The 21,464-nt window shown below is 40.2% G+C and carries 18 protein-coding genes; 12 read left to right on the top strand and 6 right to left on the bottom strand.

Going from position 1 to position 21,464, the window contains the following annotated elements:
• The first annotated feature begins 110 nt into the window (after positions 1–110).
• The 5 genes from typA (at position 111) to EHO58_RS09235 (ending at position 5,263) form a co-directional block, all read left to right on the top strand.
• On the top strand, positions 111–1,925 hold the full coding sequence (gene typA, locus EHO58_RS09255) for a translational GTPase TypA (protein ID WP_100723037.1): 1,815 nt from the start codon (positions 111–113) through the stop codon (positions 1,923–1,925).
• A 967-nt stretch (positions 1,926–2,892) separates the two neighbouring features.
• The gene (locus EHO58_RS09250; protein WP_135628720.1) at positions 2,893–3,813 is read left to right on the top strand and encodes an esterase/lipase family protein; all 921 of its coding nucleotides are present in this window, start codon (positions 2,893–2,895) and stop codon (positions 3,811–3,813) included.
• Between the two features lie 160 nt (positions 3,814–3,973).
• Positions 3,974–4,399 (top strand): SRPBCC family protein, encoded by a 426-nt coding sequence (locus tag EHO58_RS09245; RefSeq protein ID WP_135679728.1) that lies wholly within the window; start codon positions 3,974–3,976, stop codon positions 4,397–4,399.
• Positions 4,396–4,836 (top strand): EVE domain-containing protein, encoded by a 441-nt coding sequence (locus EHO58_RS09240; RefSeq protein ID WP_135679727.1) that lies wholly within the window; start codon positions 4,396–4,398, stop codon positions 4,834–4,836. Before EHO58_RS09245 ends, EHO58_RS09240 begins: the two co-directional genes overlap by 4 nt.
• Positions 4,814–5,263 (top strand): MarR family winged helix-turn-helix transcriptional regulator, encoded by a 450-nt coding sequence (locus EHO58_RS09235; protein ID WP_135628717.1) that lies wholly within the window; start codon positions 4,814–4,816, stop codon positions 5,261–5,263. Before EHO58_RS09240 ends, EHO58_RS09235 begins: the two co-directional genes overlap by 23 nt.
• A gap of 59 nt (positions 5,264–5,322) precedes the next feature.
• Here the strand turns inward: EHO58_RS09235 and EHO58_RS09230 are convergent, their stop codons facing one another.
• The gene (locus EHO58_RS09230; RefSeq protein WP_135679726.1) at positions 5,323–6,291 is read right to left on the bottom strand and encodes an LIC12353 family lipoprotein; all 969 of its coding nucleotides are present in this window, start codon (positions 6,289–6,291) and stop codon (positions 5,323–5,325) included.
• A gap of 106 nt (positions 6,292–6,397) precedes the next feature.
• Here EHO58_RS09230 and EHO58_RS09225 point away from each other — a divergent pair, with 106 nt between their 5' ends.
• The gene (locus EHO58_RS09225; RefSeq protein ID WP_135679725.1) at positions 6,398–8,479 is read left to right on the top strand and encodes an adenylate/guanylate cyclase domain-containing protein; all 2,082 of its coding nucleotides are present in this window, start codon (positions 6,398–6,400) and stop codon (positions 8,477–8,479) included.
• A 9-nt stretch (positions 8,480–8,488) separates the two neighbouring features.
• Here the strand turns inward: EHO58_RS09225 and EHO58_RS09220 are convergent, their stop codons facing one another.
• The 3 genes from EHO58_RS09220 to EHO58_RS09210 all read right to left on the bottom strand — a co-directional run bounded on the left by EHO58_RS09220 (position 8,489) and on the right by EHO58_RS09210 (position 12,435).
• Positions 8,489–9,841, bottom strand: a complete 1,353-nt coding sequence (locus tag EHO58_RS09220) for a DNA recombination protein RmuC (protein ID WP_135628714.1) — start codon at positions 9,839–9,841, stop codon at positions 8,489–8,491.
• A gap of 112 nt (positions 9,842–9,953) precedes the next feature.
• Positions 9,954–11,498, bottom strand: coding sequence for a DEAD/DEAH box helicase (locus tag EHO58_RS09215; RefSeq protein ID WP_135679724.1), 1,545 nt, complete (start codon positions 11,496–11,498; stop codon positions 9,954–9,956).
• Between the two features lie 178 nt (positions 11,499–11,676).
• Positions 11,677–12,435: a DNA alkylation repair protein gene (locus EHO58_RS09210; RefSeq protein ID WP_135679723.1), complete on the bottom strand. Its 759-nt coding sequence runs from the start codon at positions 12,433–12,435 to the stop codon at positions 11,677–11,679.
• 137 nt (positions 12,436–12,572) lie between these two features.
• Between EHO58_RS09210 and trhO the strand changes: the two genes are divergently transcribed.
• Complete coding sequence (trhO, locus tag EHO58_RS09205; protein WP_135628711.1) at positions 12,573–13,622, top strand: oxygen-dependent tRNA uridine(34) hydroxylase TrhO; 1,050 nt, start codon at positions 12,573–12,575, stop codon at positions 13,620–13,622.
• Positions 13,623–13,728: 106 nt separating this feature from the next.
• A complete protein-coding gene (gene ygiD / locus EHO58_RS09200; RefSeq protein ID WP_135679722.1) occupies positions 13,729–14,598 on the top strand; it encodes a 4,5-DOPA-extradiol-dioxygenase in 870 nt (289 codons plus the stop codon).
• Here the strand turns inward: ygiD and EHO58_RS09195 are convergent.
• A complete protein-coding gene (locus EHO58_RS09195; protein WP_135679721.1) occupies positions 14,591–15,490 on the bottom strand; it encodes a bile acid:sodium symporter family protein in 900 nt (299 codons plus the stop codon). The two genes, ygiD and EHO58_RS09195, sit on opposite strands and share 8 nt — an antisense overlap.
• Positions 15,491–15,555: 65 nt before the next feature.
• Positions 15,556–16,683 carry a TauD/TfdA family dioxygenase gene (locus EHO58_RS09190; protein WP_135679720.1) on the bottom strand — a complete coding sequence of 376 codons (1,128 nt, stop codon included), beginning with the start codon at positions 16,681–16,683 and terminating at the stop codon, positions 15,556–15,558.
• A 188-nt stretch (positions 16,684–16,871) separates the two neighbouring features.
• Here EHO58_RS09190 and EHO58_RS09185 point away from each other — a divergent pair, with 188 nt between their 5' ends.
• The 4 genes from EHO58_RS09185 (at position 16,872) to EHO58_RS09170 (ending at position 21,463) form a co-directional block, all read left to right on the top strand.
• A complete protein-coding gene (locus EHO58_RS09185) occupies positions 16,872–18,023 on the top strand; it encodes an LLM class flavin-dependent oxidoreductase (protein WP_135679719.1) in 1,152 nt (383 codons plus the stop codon).
• The gene (locus EHO58_RS09180; RefSeq protein ID WP_135679718.1) at positions 18,020–18,925 is read left to right on the top strand and encodes an aldo/keto reductase; all 906 of its coding nucleotides are present in this window, start codon (positions 18,020–18,022) and stop codon (positions 18,923–18,925) included. The genes EHO58_RS09185 and EHO58_RS09180 overlap by 4 nt, the downstream gene beginning before the upstream one ends.
• A 91-nt stretch (positions 18,926–19,016) precedes the next feature.
• Complete coding sequence (locus EHO58_RS09175) at positions 19,017–20,432, top strand: jacalin-like lectin (protein WP_135679717.1); 1,416 nt, start codon at positions 19,017–19,019, stop codon at positions 20,430–20,432.
• A gap of 137 nt (positions 20,433–20,569) precedes the next feature.
• A complete protein-coding gene (locus EHO58_RS09170) occupies positions 20,570–21,463 on the top strand; it encodes a DUF4349 domain-containing protein (protein ID WP_135679716.1) in 894 nt (297 codons plus the stop codon).
• Position 21,464 lies beyond the last annotated feature (1 nt).

Raw genomic sequence — 21,464 nt, 5'->3', positions numbered from 1 at the left:
TAAAACCGGTTATTAATAGCGATTTGATGCGTTCTTTTTCATCTTATTGAAAAGAATTTCCTAAAATTCCACCTTGTCACCCTGGCCCTTACGTAAATTTTGGTCATAGCATGGAAATCCGCAATATCGCCATTATCGCACACGTTGACCACGGTAAAACAACCCTTCTAGACGGTATTTTACGTCAAACCGGAGCAGTTACTGCCAAGGAAGACGGGGAAAGGATCATGGATAGTAATGATCTCGAAAAAGAAAAAGGGATCACGATCAAAGCCAAAAACACTGCAGTTGTTTATAAAGGCACACGTATCAACGTAGTAGATACTCCTGGTCACGCGGACTTTGGAGGAGAGGTTGAACGAGTACTTTCCACAGCGGATTCCTGTCTTCTTCTTGTAGATGCTTTCGACGGGCCCATGCCTCAAACGAGATTCGTACTCGGAAAGTCCTTACAATTAGGACATAGACCTATCTTAGTTATCAACAAAATCGACCGTGATGGAGCTCGCCCTGACGCTGTAGTCGATATGGTTTTCGACTTGTTCAGCGATTTGGGAGCAACAAACGAACAATTGGATTTTCCAATCGTATATGCTTCTGCAAAACAAGGTTGGGCGGTCAGCAAATTAGAAGATGCTCCTAGTACAAATTTGGATGCATTACTCGATACTGTACTTTCTCATGTACCTCCTGTAAAAGCGAATATAGAGGCTCCTCTACAATTCCAAGTTACTTCTTTGGATTATAATGATTACGTAGGTCGTATTGCGATCGGTAAGATCTATAACGGAAAACTACAAAGAGGAATGAGTGTAGTTCAACTTTCCCCTAAGGCAAACGGTAGGGACGAAACCCAAGTTTTAAAAATTACTAAACTTTATAATTTCGAAGGACTCAAAAGAAACGAGATCGAAGAAGCAGAAGCAGGAGATATCGTTTCTATCGCAGGATTGCCTGATGTATTCATCGGAGATACGGTTTGCGAACCTGGAAAACCGGCACCAATGCCGGCGATCGAGGTAGAAGAACCTACCGTATCCATGTATTTTATGGTAAACAATTCTCCTTTTGCGAGTAAGGAAGGTAAGTTCGTAACTACCCGAAATATTCGCGAACGTCTGGACAGAGAATTAGAAACAAACGTAGCGATGCGTTTGGAAGAAACTGAAGATAAAGACCGCTTCAAAGTTTTAGGTCGTGGCGAATTACATCTTTCCGTATTGATCGAAACAATGAGAAGAGAAGGTTTCGAACTACAAGTTTCCCGCCCTGAGGTGATTATCAAGAAGGGAGAAAACGGAGAAAAGTTAGAGCCTTACGAGTATCTTGTAATGGATCTACCGGACCAATTTACAGGTAGTATTATTTCAGAGTTAAACCGTAGAAAAGGAGAGCTTCAGTTGATGGATGCTCATCCATCCGGAATGACCAGAGTAGAATTCGTAATCCCTACCAGAGGTATCATCGGATTCAGAGGTTACTTCGTAACTGAGACTAAAGGTGAGGGAGTCGCATCCAGCCGATTCTTGAGATTCGACGCCTATAAGGGAGAAATTCCTGGAAGAAAGAACGGCGCACTTATCTCCATGGACTCAGGAGAAACTACTGGATATGCCCTTTGGAAAATCCAGGAAAGGGGAGAGTTATTAATCGATCCTCAAACTGCTGTATATCCTGGAATGATCATAGGTATCCACTCCAGAGACAATGACTTGGAAGTGAACCCTGTAAAAGAGAAAAAGCTTACTAACGTAAGATCTTCCGGAGCGGATGAGGCGATCAGACTTGTTCCTCCTCGCAAGTTCAGCTTAGAGCAGAATATCGAATTCTTGGACGATGATGAACTTTTAGAGGTAACTCCTCAGAGTATGCGTCTTCGTAAAAGACATTTGGATGCAAACGCAAGAAAGCGCGCTGCCAAATAATCAGTTTCGAAAAGTCATTTAAAGAAAAAGGCTCGCTTAGGCGGGCCTTTTTTTGTCCTTCTTCTAATTCCAAAGAATATATGATCTATACTGAAACTCTGATCGTAGATACGTCTTTAGTCTCGGATATTCATTTCTATGAAGCTATTTTGTTGGAATCGGTTTCTATTAACTTTCCTGATAATTTCTCAGTATAACTGCTTTGGATTGATGTTATACTCTGCAAAAAACGGCTATATAGAGCACCGATTTGAAGCTAACGATATCAATTCATACCAAAAATCTATATCTGCGTATCCACCTTTACGGATTGAGACTAAGGGCATTTGTACCTTACATTACCATAAAGAGTATTCTAATGATAAGAACGGGTTTATTTTCGGTCCAATCCCGATCTTTTGGTCGGCGAATTCGAATCGGGAATCGGTCGTTTTTCTGAAAAACGAAATTCCATTGAAAAAACTTTCAAGCCGCCCTGCAAGTTGTGAGTACGGATGTTTTTGTAGCATAAAACTTAGTGTTTGGAGTAAAGGCGGTTGTTCATGCTCATGGGGATGTACTGACTCTATATCAATTTCAGAACAGATTGAGAGTATGTGTTCTAAATGAGCCCCACCTTGTGTAGCGTGCGTTACATAATTTCTACTACACCAAATGATATAAAACATATTATAATTTCAGAATATTCCTTCTTTTTATTTTTAATTGAACGATCGATTTAAGATTATTTTTTCACTTACACTTATAATTCTCTTATTTTCTCAATTGACAATTTAACACTGTTCTATAATCACCTTTGTGAGCTTGCGTTCATAAATAACGAACGGGAGTTCAAATAGCGAACGTTCGAAATTAAATATTTAAATCGATTGTTTGTTATATATAAAAAGAACTCCTTCCAGAAGAGGCAAAGCCCGGGAAGAGAGATCCGTAGAGAGAATAGTTTAAAAGAAGAGGGTTAAGGAGAATGTTAAAAAGAGCAAAGTTAATGGTAGCTGGGGTACTTTTCCTAGCAGCGGGAGCAGTGAGCGCGTCTGGTGGAGGATCTTCAAGTAAACCTCTAGCTGGAGCTTATCCAATCGTAATGACTCATGGTATTTTCGGTTGGGGTAAATCTACCGGTATTGTAGACTATTGGGGCGGAAACGCAGCTTATCTTCAATCCCAAGGAGCCACTGTTCTTACTCCTACTGTAACAGCTACAAACTCTTCTGCAGCAAGAGCTGCTCAGTTGAAAACAGCGATCCAAACTGCAATGGCAGCTAATAATTATACTGGAAAAGTTCATATCCTTGGACATTCCCAAGGTGGATTGGACGCTCGTTACCTAGTTTCGAATCTTAGTTTTGCAAGCAAAGTAGCAACTCTCACCACAATCAACACTCCTCACAAAGGAAGTCCGGTTGCAAGCGTGATAGAAGCTGTGATCCCGAATTGGGCGCTTCCTTATGTAGGAACAGTGGTAAATACTTTGGTGGGAGTTGTTTACGGACAATCTAGCCAAAATGCAGTTGCTGCATTAAAACTTCTAACAGTAAGCGGTGCTACTTCATTCAATGCAAGTGTTCCGAATGCTTCTGGAGTTAAGTATTTCTCTTACGGATCTTATATGATCGGTAATGATCTTATCCAGCACCCTGCAATGGGACTTCTTGCACCTATTTGTTCCATCGGAGCACCTTTCTACGGAATGAGTGTATGGAATGACGGTGTGGTCCCTGACGATTCTCAAAGATGGGGAACCTGGAAAGGTGGTCCTTCTTACGGAGTTTTGACTACAGGTGTGGACCACTTAGAAGCAACCAACGCATTATACCTGGGACAAGCTTGGTATGATACTAACGGTTATTTCTTAAAAATGGCTTCAAACGCAAAAAGTAATCAATAAGAAGCCAGTTTCGATCTCGTAAAATAGATGCGCCTCCGTTGGGAGGCGTTTTTTTTATCCTCAATATAGTAAGTGTGCTTATTAAAATGCTTGCATTATATGTGCACTTATTATATAAGGAATCCAGATAGTAAGCATACTTACTATCTGGAGGAATAAAATGTGGAAGTATGAATATAATACAACAGTAAAAGGAATCGATGCTAAATCACTTTGGGAAGCCAGATCGGACGTTTCCAATTGGTCCAAATGGGATTCTGATATAGAATGGACCAAGATAGAAGGAGAAGTTTCCGTAGGCAAAGAATTCGTCCTGAAGCCTAAAGGAGGATTTGCCTGTAAGGTTTTGATTACGGAAGCAGAGAAACCATTTGTGTTCGGGGATGTGACCTATTTGCCTGGGGCAAAAATGAAATTTTTACATTTTTTTAAACCGAGCCCAGAAGGAACGGAGATAAAGGTGGAGCTGAGTATTTCAGGACCTCTAGGTTTTCTTTGGAAAAAAATCATAGGCGAAGAACAAGCTAAGGGGATGGAAGAAGAGATTCGACAATTTTCAGAATTGGTTCGGAAGGAAATCCGATGAATTCCAGATACTGGATCGTAGTCGCTTCCAAGGAACATTCTGCTATCGGCATGTCCGAAGGAATTGTCCAAGCATGTCATGGAAAAAAGGCGCCTCTCGCAAGAATGAAAAAAGGGGATTGGGTCTTAGTATATTCTTCCAAAGAAAACTTCGGATCCAAAACTCCTTATCGAAAATTTACATCGATCGGACGTATTCGGGATGATTCGGTCTATTCTTTTCAAATGAGCCCGGATTTCTGTCCGTTTAGGAGAAACGTTACATACTATCAGGCGGAAGAAACGGACATTTTACCTTTGGTAGATTCTTTGGATTTTATCCAAAATAAAAAGTCCTGGGGTTTTCCGTTCCGTTTCGGATTTTTGGAAATCGGGCCGAAAGATTTCGGGCTGATTTCTGCAAGGATGGGTTTAAGTGTCCAAGGAAAAAGTATTTAGATACGATAAATCCGACGATAGTCCTGGATTTTTGTTATGGCAGGTCACGAATCTTTGGCAAAGGGAGATCCGAAAGGTTTTAGAACCTTTGGATCTCACCCATGCTCAATTCGTTCTTTTAGCAGTTACACATTGGTTGGAACTCCACGAAGAAGAGACTACTCAGATCAAAATTGCGGATAGAGCTAAAACGGATCCTATGACTACTTCTACCGTACTTAGAACTCTTGAATCTAAGAAGTTGGTGAAACGTATCTCTCATGAAACCGATACGCGTGCAAAATTAGTGAAGACAACTGGAGAAGGGCAGAAGGTTTTAAAACAAGCTGTCAAAGTTGTGGAAGATTTTGATGAGGATTTCTTTTCCATTTTAGGCGGGAAAAGAAAAGATATGGTTAGCGGATTGCAGATACTTTCCCGGAAATAATGGGAAGGGCCAAAGAGCCTTTCCTAAGGTTCAGGCTCTTGGACTTAAGCGATTGCGATTTATTCTTTGTTTTTCAGTTTTTCCAGTTCTCGGATCAGTTCCTCTTTAGAAACATTCGGATCCTGTTTTAATCTTCGGATGAGTTCGTCAGTGCTCTCTTTTTGGGATATAGTTTTAGTATCCACAACCCCATCTAGAATTACGGAAGAGAAGTTTTGCACACCAGGTGCCGCAATCCCCGGTTTCATTTTATTCAATTCTACCACAGCTACATGTTCGAAAACTTCTTGTACCTGGCCCGGGAATTCAGCGATCTTAATTGGAGTTCCTACAGCTATATTATCCGTAGTGGAGAACAGCGCGAAAAAGTTTTGTTTTCCTTCCGTTTGTGGAAATGCTTCTCCATCTAAAGTAAACAGTACTACTCCTGCCACTTCGTTATCTAAGGTTTTTTTAAATTTTCCTAGATTGATGGAGATCCTACCTAAGAGCGGATTTCCGATCCTTCTGTAAACGTCTCCATTAGAGAATACGATTGAGTTTTTATCTTGGGCAAGTTCTGCGGATCTTCCGGTCCCTTCTCCTATTAATTTGCTAAAATCTTTTACTTTCATAAAAGGTCCGAAGGAACGGATCGCCCAGCTTTTAGGATTTGGCGAATTGTGACCGTGATAATTTCGATGGAACTCTTTACCATTCGTTTCAAAAAATAAAAGTTCTCTATCACTGGTCTGAAGTTTTCCGGATTTGACTTTTAATTCTTCTCTGTTTTCGCTTACGCTGAATTGGAGTCTTGTTAATATTTGATGGCTAAATTCCATCTCTCCTTTTGCGGTACGTCGGATCCAAAGGGTTTGTATTTTGATTTTTCCGTTTTCGAACCATTCTTTGGATCTTTCATTTACATAAAATCCTGCCAGTTCCGGGATTGCCGAAGTGGGTTTTCCTTTTAAACTATCTCCACAGTTTATGAGGATACCAAACAGGGTTAAGAGAATTACAGATATTTTGAAACGGTTTCGAAACATTTGAATTACGTTAGTTTTCTACTGAAAAGGGTAAAGAAAAAAAAGGAAATTCATATTATCTTGACAAAGTCGTCGTTTTCGTAGACCAATGAGCGGATAAAAAAAGATGGATCCTGAGCCGACAGCTTTCCGATTTCGATATTTACTTTCTATAATTTTCTGTATCTTCTTAGTTTCTTGCTCATCTGCGGATGTACCAGTTGCTCAAAAAGGGATTTTAGATTTAACCAATTGGGATTATAGATCTATTCCTACATTTAATTTGCAGGGAGATTGGTCTTTTTTTCCGAATACATTCCAGCCTGATCCTAATTCTGAAAAATCTCCTGAGTTTCGTAAAATTCCTGGGGTTTGGCCTGGCACAGGTTATGCACTTCTTAAATTAAAAATACTTCTTCCGGAGAAACATGGACGTTTAGCGATCTATTCCAAACACCAGGCAACTGCTTTTGAAATTTTGATCAATGGAGTTTCTGCAGGTACTTCCGGAGAACCTGGAACTAGTTTCGAGACCAGCTCTCCGGATAATAGGCCGGTATATTATGAATGGGACGAATCCACTAAAGAAGTGGATATTAGTTTCAAAATTTCTAATTTTCATCATAGGTTGACGGGTCTTTGGTTTGATATCCGTTTCGGGGATGCAAGATCACTTTATAAGGAAACTTTAATACTTAGGGACTGGGATCTTTTTCTATCCGGACTTTTTTTCATGTCCACTATCTACCATCTTGGTCTTTTCTTTCTGAGGAGGCAGGACCGTACCCCATTGGTATTCGCGTTATTCTGTTTTTGCTTATTCCTTCGTTTATTCGTGACTGAGGAAAAGCTGATCCAATTTTATTTCCCTTGGGCAGATTATCCGCTTTCTATGAACTTGGAATATCTGACAATGTATGCCGCCTTACCGTTAGGGCTTCATTTTTTGCGGCATTCTTTTCCGACGTATTTCCCTCGGAAATGGATGTTATTATTTTATCTGATCTCATTTATATTTTCGTTAAGTACACTTTTTCCTTTTCCGATTCCTTCTCTGCCGGTTCCTTATTTTCAGTTCGTATTTTTAGGGGGCGTGGCATTTGCAATTGTGGTACTTCTTAGGGCGATCATCCACAAGGAACAATATTCTCTTGTTATTGGATTTGCGATCTTAGCTTTGATCGTAGCAGGGATCTTTGATATGCTTGCCGCTAGGCAGATCATATTCGCGAGGTTTATTATTCCGATCGGACTGTTTGTGGCCATTCTGACCCAGACATTCATTTTATCTTCTAGATACAGAGATCTATATAACGAAAAAGAGAAACTTTCGGATCGCCTACAACGTTTGAATGCAACTTATAGTAGATTTGTTCCTATCAGCTTTTTGGAATTTTTAGGAAAAGAAAAGCTGGAGGATATGAGGCCTGGGGACCAGATCAAAAAGGAAATGACCATCCTGTTTGCGGATATTAGATCCTTTACCGAAATTTCTGAAAGTCTGGATTCCAAGGAAAGTTTTGAATTGTTAAATTCTTATATTTCGGAGATGGAACCTCTTATTCATTCCAATCACGGTTTTGTGGATAAGTATTTCGGCGATGCAATCATGGCTCTTTTTCCCGAAAGTTCCGACGACGCAGTGAATGCCGCTATCTCTATGCAAAATCGTATTTTGGATTATAACCAAAGAAGAATGGACCAAGGAAATCGTGCAATCGGAGTCGGGATCGGGATCCATACCGGTTCCTTGATGATGGGGCTTGTCGGTTCAGGAGATCGTATGGAAAGCACTGTGATCTCTGATGCAGTCCATCTTGCTTCTAAATTAGAGGCTCTGAATAAATATTACGGTTCTAATATATTGATCAGTGAAGATACTTATTCTAAACTAAAATCTCCCCAAAACTTTTTGCTTAGAAAATTGGATAAGCTCAAGTTTAGAGGAAAGGAAGCACATAGAGCAATCTACGAGCTAGGCGATCATTTAACTAAGACTGAAAAAGAAGCGTTCCTAAGTTCCAAAAGTAATTTTGAAAGGGGGGTGGAACTTTTTCATTATGGAAAATATTTGGATTCAGGAGAATCTTTCAGAGAAGCTTTGAGGATCTATTCCGGAGACAGGGCCGCCAACTTATACTTAAAACGTTGCACGGAGCAAATTTATTCTTCCAATGTAAAAGTGCAGCCCGGTCCGGATCTAGCTTAAATTTTTAGATCATTCCCCATTTAAAAACAAGGTTTCTTCCGCATCTTCTTGGGAATCTTCAGAAGCGGAATCCAAAGACTTACGGACTTTGGCTCCTAATTTTCGGATATTCTCCGCTCTTCCTAAAAGATTTCCTCTGCCTGATTTTAATTTTCCGAGCACCGCATCATAATTGTCCTTGGACTTATCTAAGGATTTTCCCAAAACTTCCAATGCAGTGACTATCTCTACGATCTTATCGTACATCTTACCGGATTCTTCTGCGATCTGTTCCGAGTTTTTGTTTTGTTTTTCCTTTCTCCAAAGGTTGGCGACCATCTTTAAGGAGACCATCAGGGTAGAAGGAGTGACGATCAGAATATTTTTTGCATAAGCATCTTCTAAAAATTTTGGATCTGTTCGAACTGCTTCATAATATGAAGGTTCCACCGGTAGGAACATCAGAACAAAGTCCAATGATTCTATGCCGTAGAGTGACTGGTAATTTTTCTTATATAATCCGGAGACATGTTCGTATAAACTTTTGAGATGTCTTTGAAGAGCTGCCTTTTTTATATCTTCCGATTCCGCAGAAGCATATTCCACGTAAGCAGTTAAGGAAACCTTAGAGTCTATCACGATTGATTTTCCGGAAGGAAGTTTGACTACTATATCCGGTCTTAGCCTTCCGTCCTCGGTTTGTACGGACTCTTGGGCAGTGTATTCTCTTCCTTTGACTAGACCGCTATTTTGGAGGATATTTTCGAGTATCCCTTCTCCCCAATCCCCTTGGGTCTTGGAGTTTCCTTTCAGAGCGGATGCCAGGCTTTTGGCGTCTTCCGAAAGTGTTTTATTCATTTCTAATAGATTATTGATCTGAGCCTTTAAGTTTGCGGTATCATCCTTATGCTCTTTATGTGAAAGTTCTACTTTCACTCCGAACTTTTCTATTTCTTCCTTAAAAGGACGAAGTAGGTCGTTCATCTTTTCGTGAGTTTGCTGGTTGAATTTTTGAGAATTATCTAATAACGCCTGATTGGCTGCATGTTTGAATTTTTCATCCAGCTTGGACATTAGATCTTCGAATTCTTTTTTTTGGTTCTCCAATCTTTCTTTCAAAAGATCGGATTCCTTTTTCATGGCTTGGTAATAGCCGATTGCTTTTTCCGTTTTTTCAGAATTCTCTTTAAATTCTTTTTCTAACTGAAGGATCCTTTCCTTGGATCTTTGTTCTGAGGTGAGAAGTCCCGCTCTTTCTAATTTTAACTTTTCGTGTTCATTCGGATTGATCCCAGACTCTTTGGAATAGAGGGCTTTTGCCAAGAAGAAGGCGAGGCCAAAGCCGATGAGAAGACCGGTGAGTAATACGATTGCAAATTCCATTTTGACTCCTTTTTGGAATTCGGTACAATTCAGGATACCATATTCCAGGATAGAATTTCCATTTTATAAAGACCCCGGACAAATCTGGGGCCTTTTGTTTTAATTTAGAAAATTAGCGTTTTCCTTTTTTGCGAGAAGGGCCGCCGGACCCTGAGCCGGAACTTTTTCTTCCGCCGCCATTACCACCGCCGCCGCCACGGTATTGATTTGAGTTTCGGTTTTTATCCTTATGATCCCGTTTGCCTTTTTGTTTGGATTTTCCACCAAAACGTCTATCGTTACGGTCATTGCGGGAAGAACCTTCTTTTTCTCGGAAACCTCTTTGGTCTTGGTCGAAGCGGGCACCTGAGTCAAATTTTTCCGACTTCTCTGCGAGAGCTAATTTGAATAGAGCTGCAGCTAATCGTTCTGCAGGAATTCCCTCTGAAGTAAGTTTTTTGACAAGTTTAGAATATTCGGAAACATCTCCTTCTTCCGCGACTTCTTTAACTATATGAGAATATTCTAAAAATTTCTTTTCAGTGAGCTCTGCAATATCAGGAATTTTTCCAAGTTCCATTTCGAATTCGTGGTCTTCTCTGATCTTACGCAATGTTCTAAAGTCTTTATTTGAAACAAAGCTGAGGGCGAGTCCTTTTCTCCCGGCTCTTCCTGTCCGGCCGATACGGTGCACATAATCTTCCGAATCTCTTGGAATATCGTAATTGACTACGGCTTCAACATCGCTTACATCGATCCCTCTTCCAGCTACATCCGTTGCTACAAGAACTGTAACAAGTCCTGCACGGAATCCGGACATCACTTTGTTCCTTTGGTTTTGGGAAAGATCTCCGTGTAATCCTTCGGAAAATACTCCTTTGGATTTTAAGAATTCCACTGTTTCGTCGACTCTGACTTTAGTATTACAAAATACTAATGAAGCTTTTGGGGTATGAAACTCTAATAGACGGATTAATGCTTCAGGCTTAAGACCTTCTCTCATTTCAAAATAAATCTGCTGGATCTTAGGTCTGTCCGCTTTTCCACCTGTGACATCTACGATCTTAGGGGAATCTTGGAATTTTTTAGTAATTCCCATCACCTTTGCGGAAAGAGTCGCGGAGAATAGAATTGTTTGTCTTTCTTCGGGAACTTTTGCGAGGATAATTTCCATATCCTCTAAAAATCCCATATCTAACATTTCATCCGCTTCGTCTAGGATCACCATTTTGATCTCGTTTAGGATCAAGGTTTTGCGGTCCATATGATCCATGGTCCTTCCAGGAGTACCAACGACTACTTGTGGTTTTCTTTTTAATGCCTTGAATTGTTTGGTGATATCATCTCCACCATAGATTGCGGCTACTTGGAAATCTTCTTTATATTTTCCTAATTTTCTATATTCTTCCGCGACTTGGACTACCAATTCTCTGGTTGGGCAGAGTACTAATACTTGTGGAGACTGTTCTCCTTCTTCCAATATTTCTAAACTTGGAATTGCAAATGCTGCTGTTTTACCTGTCCCAGTGCGGGAATGGCCGATTACGTCTCTTCCGGAAAGAATGAGAGGAATAGCTTCGGATTGAATGGAAGAAGGTTCCGTAAATCCAAGATCTGATACTGCGTTTAAGACGTCCTCGGATAGTCCGAGTTCATGGAATGTTTTTTTGGGTTTCAAAGATTGCTCCTGGGATACTCGCGTAAATTTTTACGGGTCCCTACGATTATGCCTGTCTGGCTAAGAGCTTGGATCTTTGTAGAATGGTCCTACTTAAACATAAAGGAAAGATTTAGGCTCTAGTATCGTTTCTTCCATCAATTCAAAGCCGCTTGTGCGGCATAGCATTAAAGATCTTTTATTCCTTGCCAGCCTTCATATATTTCAATTTTAGCTTTGTCGGGAACTTTTCAATCGCATATCTAAGCATTGTCCTGGGCATTTTGTGAGCATGTTTATCCAAAAAGTCAGTCTCAGGTTTTAAACTTCTATTACCAACTTCTCTTAGCATCCAACCCACTGCCTTATGAATAAGATCTTCCTTATCCGTTAATAGGTTTTCGGAGATCTTTAATGTGTCTTTAAAGTCACCTTTACGAATGAAAGCATAAGTGGAGATGATCGCGACCCTTCTTTCCCATAGATTATTCGATTTAACTAGTTTATATAAGATGTCTCTTTTCTTATCTATCAGATAATCTCCGATCAATTCCCTGGAGCTTAGATCTACGATGTCCCAATTGTTCACGTATTTTAAGTTTTTTAAATAGAATAGATGAAGTTCTTTGCGACCTTCTTCCGGAGTTTTTTGGAACTTCTCACATAGTATAAAAAAACCTAAAAGTCTTTCTTCATGGTACTTTGATTTTACGATTTTCTGAAGTTCGGATAACGGGAGTCCCTTGTATAATTTGGAAATTTTTCGAAGTGGTGGGACCTTTATTCCTAGGAATAGATCACCTTCTCCATATTGCCCCTTTCCCGTTTTGAAAAATCGAGAGAGTATTTCGACCGCTTTTGGATCGGAGAGTTTTCGGACTTCTTCGATCACTTCCTCCGCCTTGGAAGTTTCTCCTCCCAATAATTTCTTTTGGAATATAGATTTGGATTTGGGCATGGGACAAAATCTATTTTTGGCAGATGGGGAGGGCAAGCATTATAGAAGGACAAATGTCATGTTCTAAATTTCGGTTTTTGGGCTTGCCAGTTAGGAGGTCCAACAAATCCTAATTTTTAGGAAAGATCCACTCTCGTATGAAACATAAACCTCTTCATAATATTTATAGTAAGGATATTCTCAGAAAGAAGATCGAGGCGGAGGATTTCCAGCGTACTACTATTTCCTTTTATAGATATGTGATCTTAGAAAATCCGGACCTTCTCCGTAACGAACTGTATAGAGAATGGGAATCTTTAGGGGTGCTCGGAAGGATCTATATCGCAAGAGAAGGGATTAACGCTCAATTATCCGTGCCTGAATTCAATGTTCAAAAATTCAGGGATTCAATAGATGCCAGAAAAGAATTTAAAAATGTTCCATTCAAGATCGCAGTGGAACAAAAATCTTATTCATTCTTAAAATTGGACATTAGAGTCCGCAACAAGATCGTAGCGGACGGTCTTGCAGATGATACTTTTGATGTAACCAATGTGGGGACTCACTTAAACGCGGAAGAATTTAATAAAAAATTGGAATCTTCAGATACAATCGTAGTGGACGTTCGCAATCATTATGAATCTGAGATAGGACATTTCGAAGGAGCGTTACTTCCTCAGGCAGATACGTTTAGAGAAGAGTTACCTCTAATAATAGATCTTCTGCAGGATAAAAAGGATAAGGAAATTGTAATGTATTGCACCGGCGGGATCAGATGTGAGAAAGCCTCCGCTTATCTGAAACATCATGGATTCCAAAATGTGTATCAGTTGCATGGAGGAATTATTTCCTATGCTTCCGAAATTAAGGAGAAGGGACTGGACTCCAAGTTTAAGGGGAAAAATTTCGTGTTCGACGCGAGACTCCAAGAAACCGTAGGAAATGAGATCCTAAGCGAATGCCACCAATGTGATCAAAAATCTGCAAGGCATATCAATTGCGCGAATCCTGCTTGCCATATTCTATTTATCCAATGTTTATCATGTTCGGAAAAATTCGATAATTGTTGCTCTGTAGAATGCCAAAAGATCGCTTCTTTGCCTTTGGAAGAGCAGAAAAAATTAAGAAAAGGTAAAGCAGCTTCCAACCAACATTTTTCCAAATCCAAGATCCGACCTAAGGTTTTCGAACTTTACAAAGGAAAATAATTCGGATTTTAATTTCAATTCTCAGTAAAAAAATAGAATTTCTTGTAACTATGGTTATTACAAGTAGTCTAAATGATATCGTTTTAAAAAATGATATTTTAATCGTATGATATTGAACCGAAAAAATTTCCTAATGGGGATAGCCGGACTTTTATTCGGTTCGGCCGCGATCCATAGGTTTTTTGAAAATATAAGAGGAGAAAAAACGATGCAGAAATTACCGGTATTTTTTGTAGGCCATGGAAGTCCAATGAACGCTCTCGGACCGAATCCGTTAGCCGATACATGGGCGGAATCTACGAAAGATTTTCCGGAACCTAAAGCGATCCTAAGCATTTCTGCTCATTGGTTTACAAGAGGAACATACGTAACCTCTAACCAATCTCCTCCTACTATTCATGATTTTTATGGATTCCCTCAGGAATTATTTGATGTGCAGTATTCTGCACCTGGAGATCCAAAACTTGCAGAAGAACTTTCTAAATCCAAAGATGCACAAGTGATCCAAGATGATTCTTGGGGATTGGATCATGGGACATGGAGTGTTCTTAGGAATATGTATCCTAAGGCAAATATTCCGGTAGTTCAATTGAGTTTGGATGCTACCAAGCCTGGAGAATGGCATTACGAATTTGCAAAGTCTTTATCTAAACTTCGAGAACAAGGTGTGCTTGTTTTGGGAAGCGGAGACCTTGTCCATAATTTACGCCTTTATGATTGGAAAAACCAAGACAAGGCACATGACTGGGCATTGGACGCGAATGAAACATTCAAGGATCTAATCCAGAAAAGAGATTGGAAAAGCCTAGCGAATTATCAAAAATTAGGGACTGCAGTGCAGATTGCAATTCCTACACCTGAACATTATCTTCCGATGTTATATGCTTTGGCACTAGCAGAGGAAAAGGAAGAGATCCGTTTTTATAATGATATCATCCAGAGTTCCGTATCTCTGACTAGTATGAAGATCAGTTAGTTTTTTCTCTTCCCCAAATAGCAGCTAAAAGAAGTCCGCTGACCAAATGCCATACTCCCCACCAAGCTGCGATGAGTGCCATGGATCCAATCCCTTGGAAGAATGTAAAAATTAAGATAAGTCCTAACCCTGAGTTTTGTAGTCCTGTTTCAAGAGAGATTGTTTTTCTTTCTTTATGAGCGAGGCCTGCGATCCAAGAGGCAAGATATCCTACCGTTAAGGCGGAGCCGTTATGAAGAAGTACCAGCCAAAACAAAACAGGTCCGAAGTCTACGAAGGATTTCCAGTTACCAACGAATGCGATCAATATAAAAATACCTAGCAGAACTGTGGAGCCGATCCTCATCGGCTTTTTTAAAGAAGAAGCAACCTTAGGAAGAAAACGATTCGTAAGAGCGCCTAAAATTAAAGGTAAGACCAATATTAGAAAAATAGAAAGAAATACATCTACAGGATTTAAGCTGATCTCCTTTAATCTATCTGCTGCAGGGGTATATAGTTTTCCCCAAAAGAAAAAGTTAAATGGGGTAAAAAACCAAGCTAGAACCGTCGTAGTCGCAGTTAACGAAATAGAAAGAGGAACATTTCCTTTCGCAAGAAGGCTGATAAAATTGGACATATTCCCGCCAGGGCAGGCAGCCACTAAGATCATTCCTAAAGCCAAACCCGGGTGAGGTTTTAAGATATATAGTAAGCCTAGGGTGATCGCAGGCAATAAGACTAATTGGGAAAATAGACCTACAATTGCAGCTTTAGGCTGTTTTCTTAAGTTCGTAAAATCGGCGATTGTTAATTCTAAAGAGACCCCATACATGATCAGTCCCAAACATATATTCAGGACAAAAAGTCCTCCTGGACTGAAATTCAATCTGACTAAATCGTAATCTTGCATGTATTTCCTTCAGCGGATGAGCAGCCCGCTGCCGTTTAATATTTTAGATTTTTTTAAACTATATTTTAGTCCGTCCAGGTGACTAAAATTTCCCTTGGTCCGGAGAATGGTAATCTTCCGTGGGAAACGGAATAATTGTCTATCAAAAGAACGTCCCCTTTTTGCCAGGAAAATATGGATAAGTGTTTCCAGAATGCCTGGCTTACCTTTCCTATCTCGGAAACGCTGATCTCTGAATCATCTCCGAAGATCACATTTGTGTCTTGGTCTTTCGGCTCTACTAACTTCTTCTTTAAGAATGTAAGAACATATAGAACTCCCGCTAGGATAAAGCTACGGATAGTTCCTTGTTGTTTTAGGATTTTTGCATATTCTAATCTTGCCGCGTCTTGGTGAAATACCTGGCTATGATTATGCCATGCTTTTGTTTTGGCGATAGGGTGTTTACGGACGGCAACCTGTTTATTAGTGAGTTTTAATCCGTCTTCCGGTAACCATTCTACTTGGAATCTTTGCTGCGCGGCAATCTTCTCTACTTGTTTTTTTTCTTTAGTGGAGAACATTTCGTCCCAACGTTTTGTTTTCCAAAGATTATAACGAGAAGCATTCGGTCCGTCGTATTTGCGGATATATTTCACTCCTTTAGTTTCGAACTTTTTCAATAGATCAGGATCCAGATCCTCGTATATTTTTCGTAGGTCTGCAATTGGAGTTTCGCCGTTTGCATTAGGTGCAACAGCGCAGAAAAACATCAGTTTGCGGGGAGGTTTATCCAAAAAGCTCATCTCAGCATGTTGCATGATCGGATAATGAGGAGGAAGTTCGCTAGCTGTATGGACAAACTGAGTAACTTTGTTTCTGGGAGAAGTTCCTAAATAGTCGGTCTTTAAATTTTTGTCCAAGCTGAGAGCAACGTCTTCGAATTCTTGGGCGGAGGAAATTTGAAAACCTCTGAATAATACTGCGCCATATTCTAATAGATCTGCTTCGATTGATTTTTTATTTTTAGAGATCCATGCAGGTAAAAATCCGGACTCTAAAGCGTTCGTGTCTCCAGGACCGTAAATCCTGGGGAGTTCTTTTCCGGGGAAAAAAGATCTTTCTACCCGGCCTATACCTTTCGGCTTAGTTTTGTTAGCGGAGACTTTCTTAATTGCGGATTTGCCAGATCGGGAAATTGTATTTGTTTTCATAGAGGCTCTCCCGTTAGAGAATGAAAACTTTTATAAAACCGTAGAGGGGAAAGGCAAGTCTTTTCATTCTCTAAACTAGAGGTCGGTTTAATCAAGCTTACCATTTTTAGTTAAACCCAGTTTCCACTCTTGTAGGAATTCCTACAAATCCGTCTTGATTCGGTGGCTTCTTCTAAAATACGTATACCATGAGTTCTATTGTAATTCGTTCGGAAGATCCTAAGGTTGAGATGGCATGGTTTTGCGATCTTTGTAACGGTGACTACGAATATCTGGGAGTTCCGGATCCAAAACTAAGATCCAGTTTCGAACATTGTGCGGAGATTATCCGACTCGCAGACGAGCTAGGTTATCAAAATATTCTTCTTCCTTCTTCTTACCAAGTGGGGCAAGACACTTTGACATTCGCTGCTGCGGCGTCTCAATTTACTAAAAACATTTCGTTACTTACCGCGGTGCGTTGTGGAGAAATACATCCTCCAATGCTTGCAAGGACCATATCTACATTGGATCATATGTTAAAGGGAAGATTGAATATTAATATTATATCATCCGATCTTCCCGGTACGATCCGAGATTCGAAAGAAAGATATAAGATCTCTAAAGAAGTTATAGAAATATTAAAACAATCCTGGACTAAAGATGAGATCGATTTCCAAGGAGAATTTTATAAGATCAAATTGAGTTCTGATCCTTCTAAATCTTACCAAACAAATGGGGGACCCTTATTATACTTCGGAGGAATTTCGGAAGATGCAAGACAACTCTGCGCGGAATACTGTGATGTTTTTTTGATGTGGCCGGAAACCGAAGAAAGATTGGCGGACACAATGAAAGATCTAAGCGGGAGAGCAAAGTCTGCAGGAAGAAAAATTGATTTCGGTTTAAGGATCCATGTGATCGTAAGAGATACAGAAAAAGAGGCGAAAGATGCAGCTTCTAGATTATTATCCAAATTGGATCTGCAAAAAGCGGAAGAACTCAAACATAGAGCCTTGGATTCTAATTCTGCCGGAGTCAAAAGACAAGACGAACTCAGGAAGAATGCAGGTTCTGATCTATTCATAGAACCTAATATTTGGTCAGGCATCGGTCTTGCCAGATCGGGTTGTGGTTCTGCAATTGTAGGAACTCCGGAACAAGTATTAGAAAAAATTAATAGGTATATAAATATGGGGATCCGAGCATTTATACTCTCAGGATATCCTTTGATGGACGAATGTAAAATATTTGCAGAAAAAGTGCTGCCTCATATACAAACGGTTTCTTTACCGAAGGCCCAAGGCAGAATTCCGGACAGAGAGCCTGTGACTCCTTTAACAACTGGAGAGAGAAAATGAAAATTTCACTTTCTAAAGAAGGTCCAAATTTTTCCAGATTAGTCTACGGTTGTTGGAGACTACATACGGATCCAAAAGGATCAGGTGTTGATCGAATTTTAGAAAAGATCGAAGTTTGCCTCGAATCCGGGATAGATACTTTCGATCATGCGGATCTATACGGTGAGTACGGGAACGAAGAAAAATTCGGCGCAGTATTAAAATCCAAGCCTGGGCTAAAAGATAAGATCAAGATAGTTACTAAGGCGGGGATCCAGTTACCTGGGCCAAATCGTCCAGGAATTTCGGTAAAACATTATAATACATCCGGAGAATATCTGATAAGTTCTGCGGAAAATTCATTAAAAAAACTGAATGTAGATAAAATAGATCTACTTCTAATCCATAGGCCTGATCCCTTGATGGATGCGGACGAGATCGCGAAAACCTTTAGATCTCTAAAAGAAAGCGGAAAAGTTTTATATTTCGGAGTTTCTAATTTTACTCCTTCTCAATTTTCACTTTTACAATCCAGATTGGATTTTCCTTTGGTTACAAACCAAGTGGAGTTCCATCCATTTTATCCGGATCCTTTGACAAATGGAGTATTCGATCAGGCCCAAGAATTGTCGATTAAGCCGATGATCTGGTCCCCAACTGCCGGGGGCAGGGTTTTCCAACCTAAAACAGAACAAGAAATTGTTTTATATAAAACATTAGAAGAGATTGCAAAGAAGAAAAGCGCAACTATCGATGCAGTATTATTCTCTTGGTATCTATTCCATCCCGCACAGTTAGTCCCAGTTTTAGGGACGAATGAACCGGATCGTATTAGATCCGCTGCAAAATCATTTCAAGTTCAACTAGGAAGAGAGGAATGGTTTCAAATTTTAGAAGCGGGAACAGGTAAAAGAGTTCCCTAATATAAAAAAATGACCATATAAGAAATTTCTAATTAGAATATAATACTTATATTTATACTGCTCGTTCGATATCAAAAACGGAGAATCCAAAATGAAAATCGAACAAAGCAAAAAGGGAGCCCCCCTTTTGTTAGGAATCTTATTATTCCTACTCAATTGTAACGGGGAGAAGGTCATAAACACGGAAAGTTTACTGGGACTGATCCAGAAACCGGACCAAACGAAAATTGACACAAATTATTCGGACCTGGCAGTCATTAATACTGCAAACGGGACTGGAACATTCTCTTTACTCACTTATAACGTGGCAGGATTGCTGGAACCTTTTTCGAGTTCGAATCCTAGTGAGAACACTCCTTATATGGGGCCTTTGATGACTCCATTCGATCTGATCCAAGTCCAGGAGGATTTTAATTACCACGCAAGTCTGTACGCAAATGATGTACATCCTTATAGATCCGCCACAAGCGGAGGAATGGGGATAGGTGACGGTTTGAATACTCTCTCCTATTTTCCGTTCTCGGATTTCCAGAGAGTGGATTGGGATGCATGCAACGGAACCGATTGTTTAACTCCTAAGGGATTTACTTTAGCAAGGCATAAAGTCGCGCCGGGAGTGTTTTTGGACGTGTATAATTTGCATACGAACGCGAGTACGGAAACCGCAGATCTTGCTGCGAGAAGGTCGAACGTATTACAAATTCTGAATTTTATAGAATCCAATTCTGCAGGAAACGCAGTGATCGTGATGGGAGATACGAATACAAGATACACTAGATCCGGAGATAATATCAGGGAATTTATCAATCATGGATTTACCGATGTTTGGATCCAATTGATCAGGGGAGGATCTTATCCTACACAAGGAGCGGATGCTTTGATGGACTGCGAAGGTCATAGGACAAGTGCAGGCTGCGAGGTAGTGGATAAAATATTCTATCGTGGTAATTCCTATATTTCCTTATCACCTAGCTCTTATTTGATTGAAGATGCAAGATTCGTTCACCCTGTGACTGGAGTTCCTCTTTCTGACCATTACGCCGTCTCTTCTACATTCAATTATTCTTTGCTGCAGAATTTATTGTATAGCGACGCATTCGGAGGGCCACATGGAACTGCGTTTAACGATGTGAATTCTCTGCCTTCTTCTCCATCTGCATCGAAATTAAGTTTAAGATCCGGATCAAGAGTAGATGCGGTTTCTTTACAATTAACGAATGGAGCAGTTTTAAATCACGGAGGAACAGGAGGAAGTTTGCAAACTTTAAGTTTGGGAACGACAGAGTATTTAGACCAAGTAAAACTTTGTAGTGGGCAAAAAAGTGGTCAAACTCGTATTTTTTATGCACAATTCCACACGAACCTTGGGAGACTTCTTACGGGAGGATCTAGTACCTCCAGTTGTACTACATACACGGCACCGAATGGCTGGGGAATTGTAGGATTTCATGGAAGAAGTGGGGACGAAATTGATAAACTGGGCGTGATCTTTGCCCCCGTTCCATAAATGAAAGGGAAAGTATTTCAGCCGAACATTCGATAAAAACCGAAGGAATAAAAAGCGATCCATTTGTTTCTAATAGAAAGTTTCCTAAATATGTCCGAGGTTCGATGCGGGACGTATAGGATTTTTAGGAGAAATGAATGTTTCGCTTTCTAACTTCAATCTTAATCGTATCTTTTCTTTTCGTCTGTAAGGCCGAAAATTCCCAAAAACAGTCCGGAGAACTTTCAGACGGACGCTCTAGGTCTGCAGCGGCACCAATGCCTTCTTCTGCGGACGAACAACCGATGCAGGAGGCCGAGAAAAAATTGGCCGGCAAAGCGGGGGAAAGGGAAGAAGCTCCAGAGGATCAGATCAAAACCTTTGCCACTCCTAAAATCGGAAACTTAAAGATAGGTCGCCTTTTAGAATATAAGGTAGATCTAAATTTCGAGACCAAAGATTTTATCGCTGCTCGAAAATTCTTATTAGAACTTTCGGGCAAGTATGGATTCGTACAGAGTGAAAGCCTTCAGAATTGGGGAGGGGACACCGAACCAAGTATGACTGCAATCATTCATGTAAAGTCATCCGATCTATATCAGGTTTTGATGGAATTGGAGAAGATCGGCACTCTCACTTCGGAAAATATCCAAGTAGAAGACCATACTGAAAATTATACATTAGAACAGATCCATGCCAAAAGAGAGAAGATCAGGATCGCAAGAAGAACGGATCTTGGTGCCAGGTCCACTCCTAAAAACGCAGCTGAAATTGAAGAACTATTAGGACAATCCGAAGATTCTGCCGACTCTGCCGAGTTCGAAAAATGGAAAATTATGGATAGAGTCAATTGGGCAAAGATCAGCATCCATATGTACGGTCCTAAAAAACCGAAGGTCGTGGAAGTTCCTAGTTTTGGAGATGCGTTTATTGATCTGGCAAGTCTTGGCCTGAAGCTGATACTTTCTTTGATCTATATTATTCCTTTAGCATTGATTGCCGTCGGAATTCTATTCCTGGTGAAGTTTGCCAGAAATAAATGGTTCAAATAAA

Origin of the sequence: Leptospira selangorensis (assembly GCF_004769405.1) — a bacterium.
Lineage (GTDB): Bacteria > Spirochaetota > Leptospiria > Leptospirales > Leptospiraceae > Leptospira_B > Leptospira_B selangorensis.
This window is presented reverse-complemented; position numbering and strand designations above follow the sequence as displayed.

Excerpts from the sequence above, each read along its gene's own strand:
- typA (WP_100723037.1), top strand. The coding sequence starts at position 111 with ATGGAAATCCGCAATATCGCCATTATCGCACACGTTGACCACGGTAAA.
- EHO58_RS09250 (WP_135628720.1), top strand. The coding sequence starts at position 2,893 with ATGTTAAAAAGAGCAAAGTTAATGGTAGCTGGGGTACTTTTCCTAGCA.
- EHO58_RS09245 (WP_135679728.1), top strand. The coding sequence starts at position 3,974 with ATGTGGAAGTATGAATATAATACAACAGTAAAAGGAATCGATGCTAAA.
- EHO58_RS09240 (WP_135679727.1), top strand. The coding sequence starts at position 4,396 with ATGAATTCCAGATACTGGATCGTAGTCGCTTCCAAGGAACATTCTGCT.
- EHO58_RS09230 (WP_135679726.1), bottom strand. The coding sequence starts at position 6,291 with ATGTTTCGAAACCGTTTCAAAATATCTGTAATTCTCTTAACCCTGTTT.
- EHO58_RS09225 (WP_135679725.1), top strand. The coding sequence starts at position 6,398 with ATGGATCCTGAGCCGACAGCTTTCCGATTTCGATATTTACTTTCTATA.
- EHO58_RS09220 (WP_135628714.1), bottom strand. The coding sequence starts at position 9,841 with ATGGAATTTGCAATCGTATTACTCACCGGTCTTCTCATCGGCTTTGGC.
- EHO58_RS09210 (WP_135679723.1), bottom strand. The coding sequence starts at position 12,435 with ATGCCCAAATCCAAATCTATATTCCAAAAGAAATTATTGGGAGGAGAA.
- trhO (WP_135628711.1), top strand. The coding sequence starts at position 12,573 with ATGAAACATAAACCTCTTCATAATATTTATAGTAAGGATATTCTCAGA.
- ygiD (WP_135679722.1), top strand. The coding sequence starts at position 13,729 with ATGATATTGAACCGAAAAAATTTCCTAATGGGGATAGCCGGACTTTTA.
- EHO58_RS09195 (WP_135679721.1), bottom strand. The coding sequence starts at position 15,490 with ATGCAAGATTACGATTTAGTCAGATTGAATTTCAGTCCAGGAGGACTT.
- EHO58_RS09190 (WP_135679720.1), bottom strand. The coding sequence starts at position 16,683 with ATGAAAACAAATACAATTTCCCGATCTGGCAAATCCGCAATTAAGAAA.
- EHO58_RS09185 (WP_135679719.1), top strand. The coding sequence starts at position 16,872 with ATGAGTTCTATTGTAATTCGTTCGGAAGATCCTAAGGTTGAGATGGCA.
- EHO58_RS09180 (WP_135679718.1), top strand. The coding sequence starts at position 18,020 with ATGAAAATTTCACTTTCTAAAGAAGGTCCAAATTTTTCCAGATTAGTC.
- EHO58_RS09175 (WP_135679717.1), top strand. The coding sequence starts at position 19,017 with ATGAAAATCGAACAAAGCAAAAAGGGAGCCCCCCTTTTGTTAGGAATC.
- EHO58_RS09170 (WP_135679716.1), top strand. The coding sequence starts at position 20,570 with ATGTTTCGCTTTCTAACTTCAATCTTAATCGTATCTTTTCTTTTCGTC.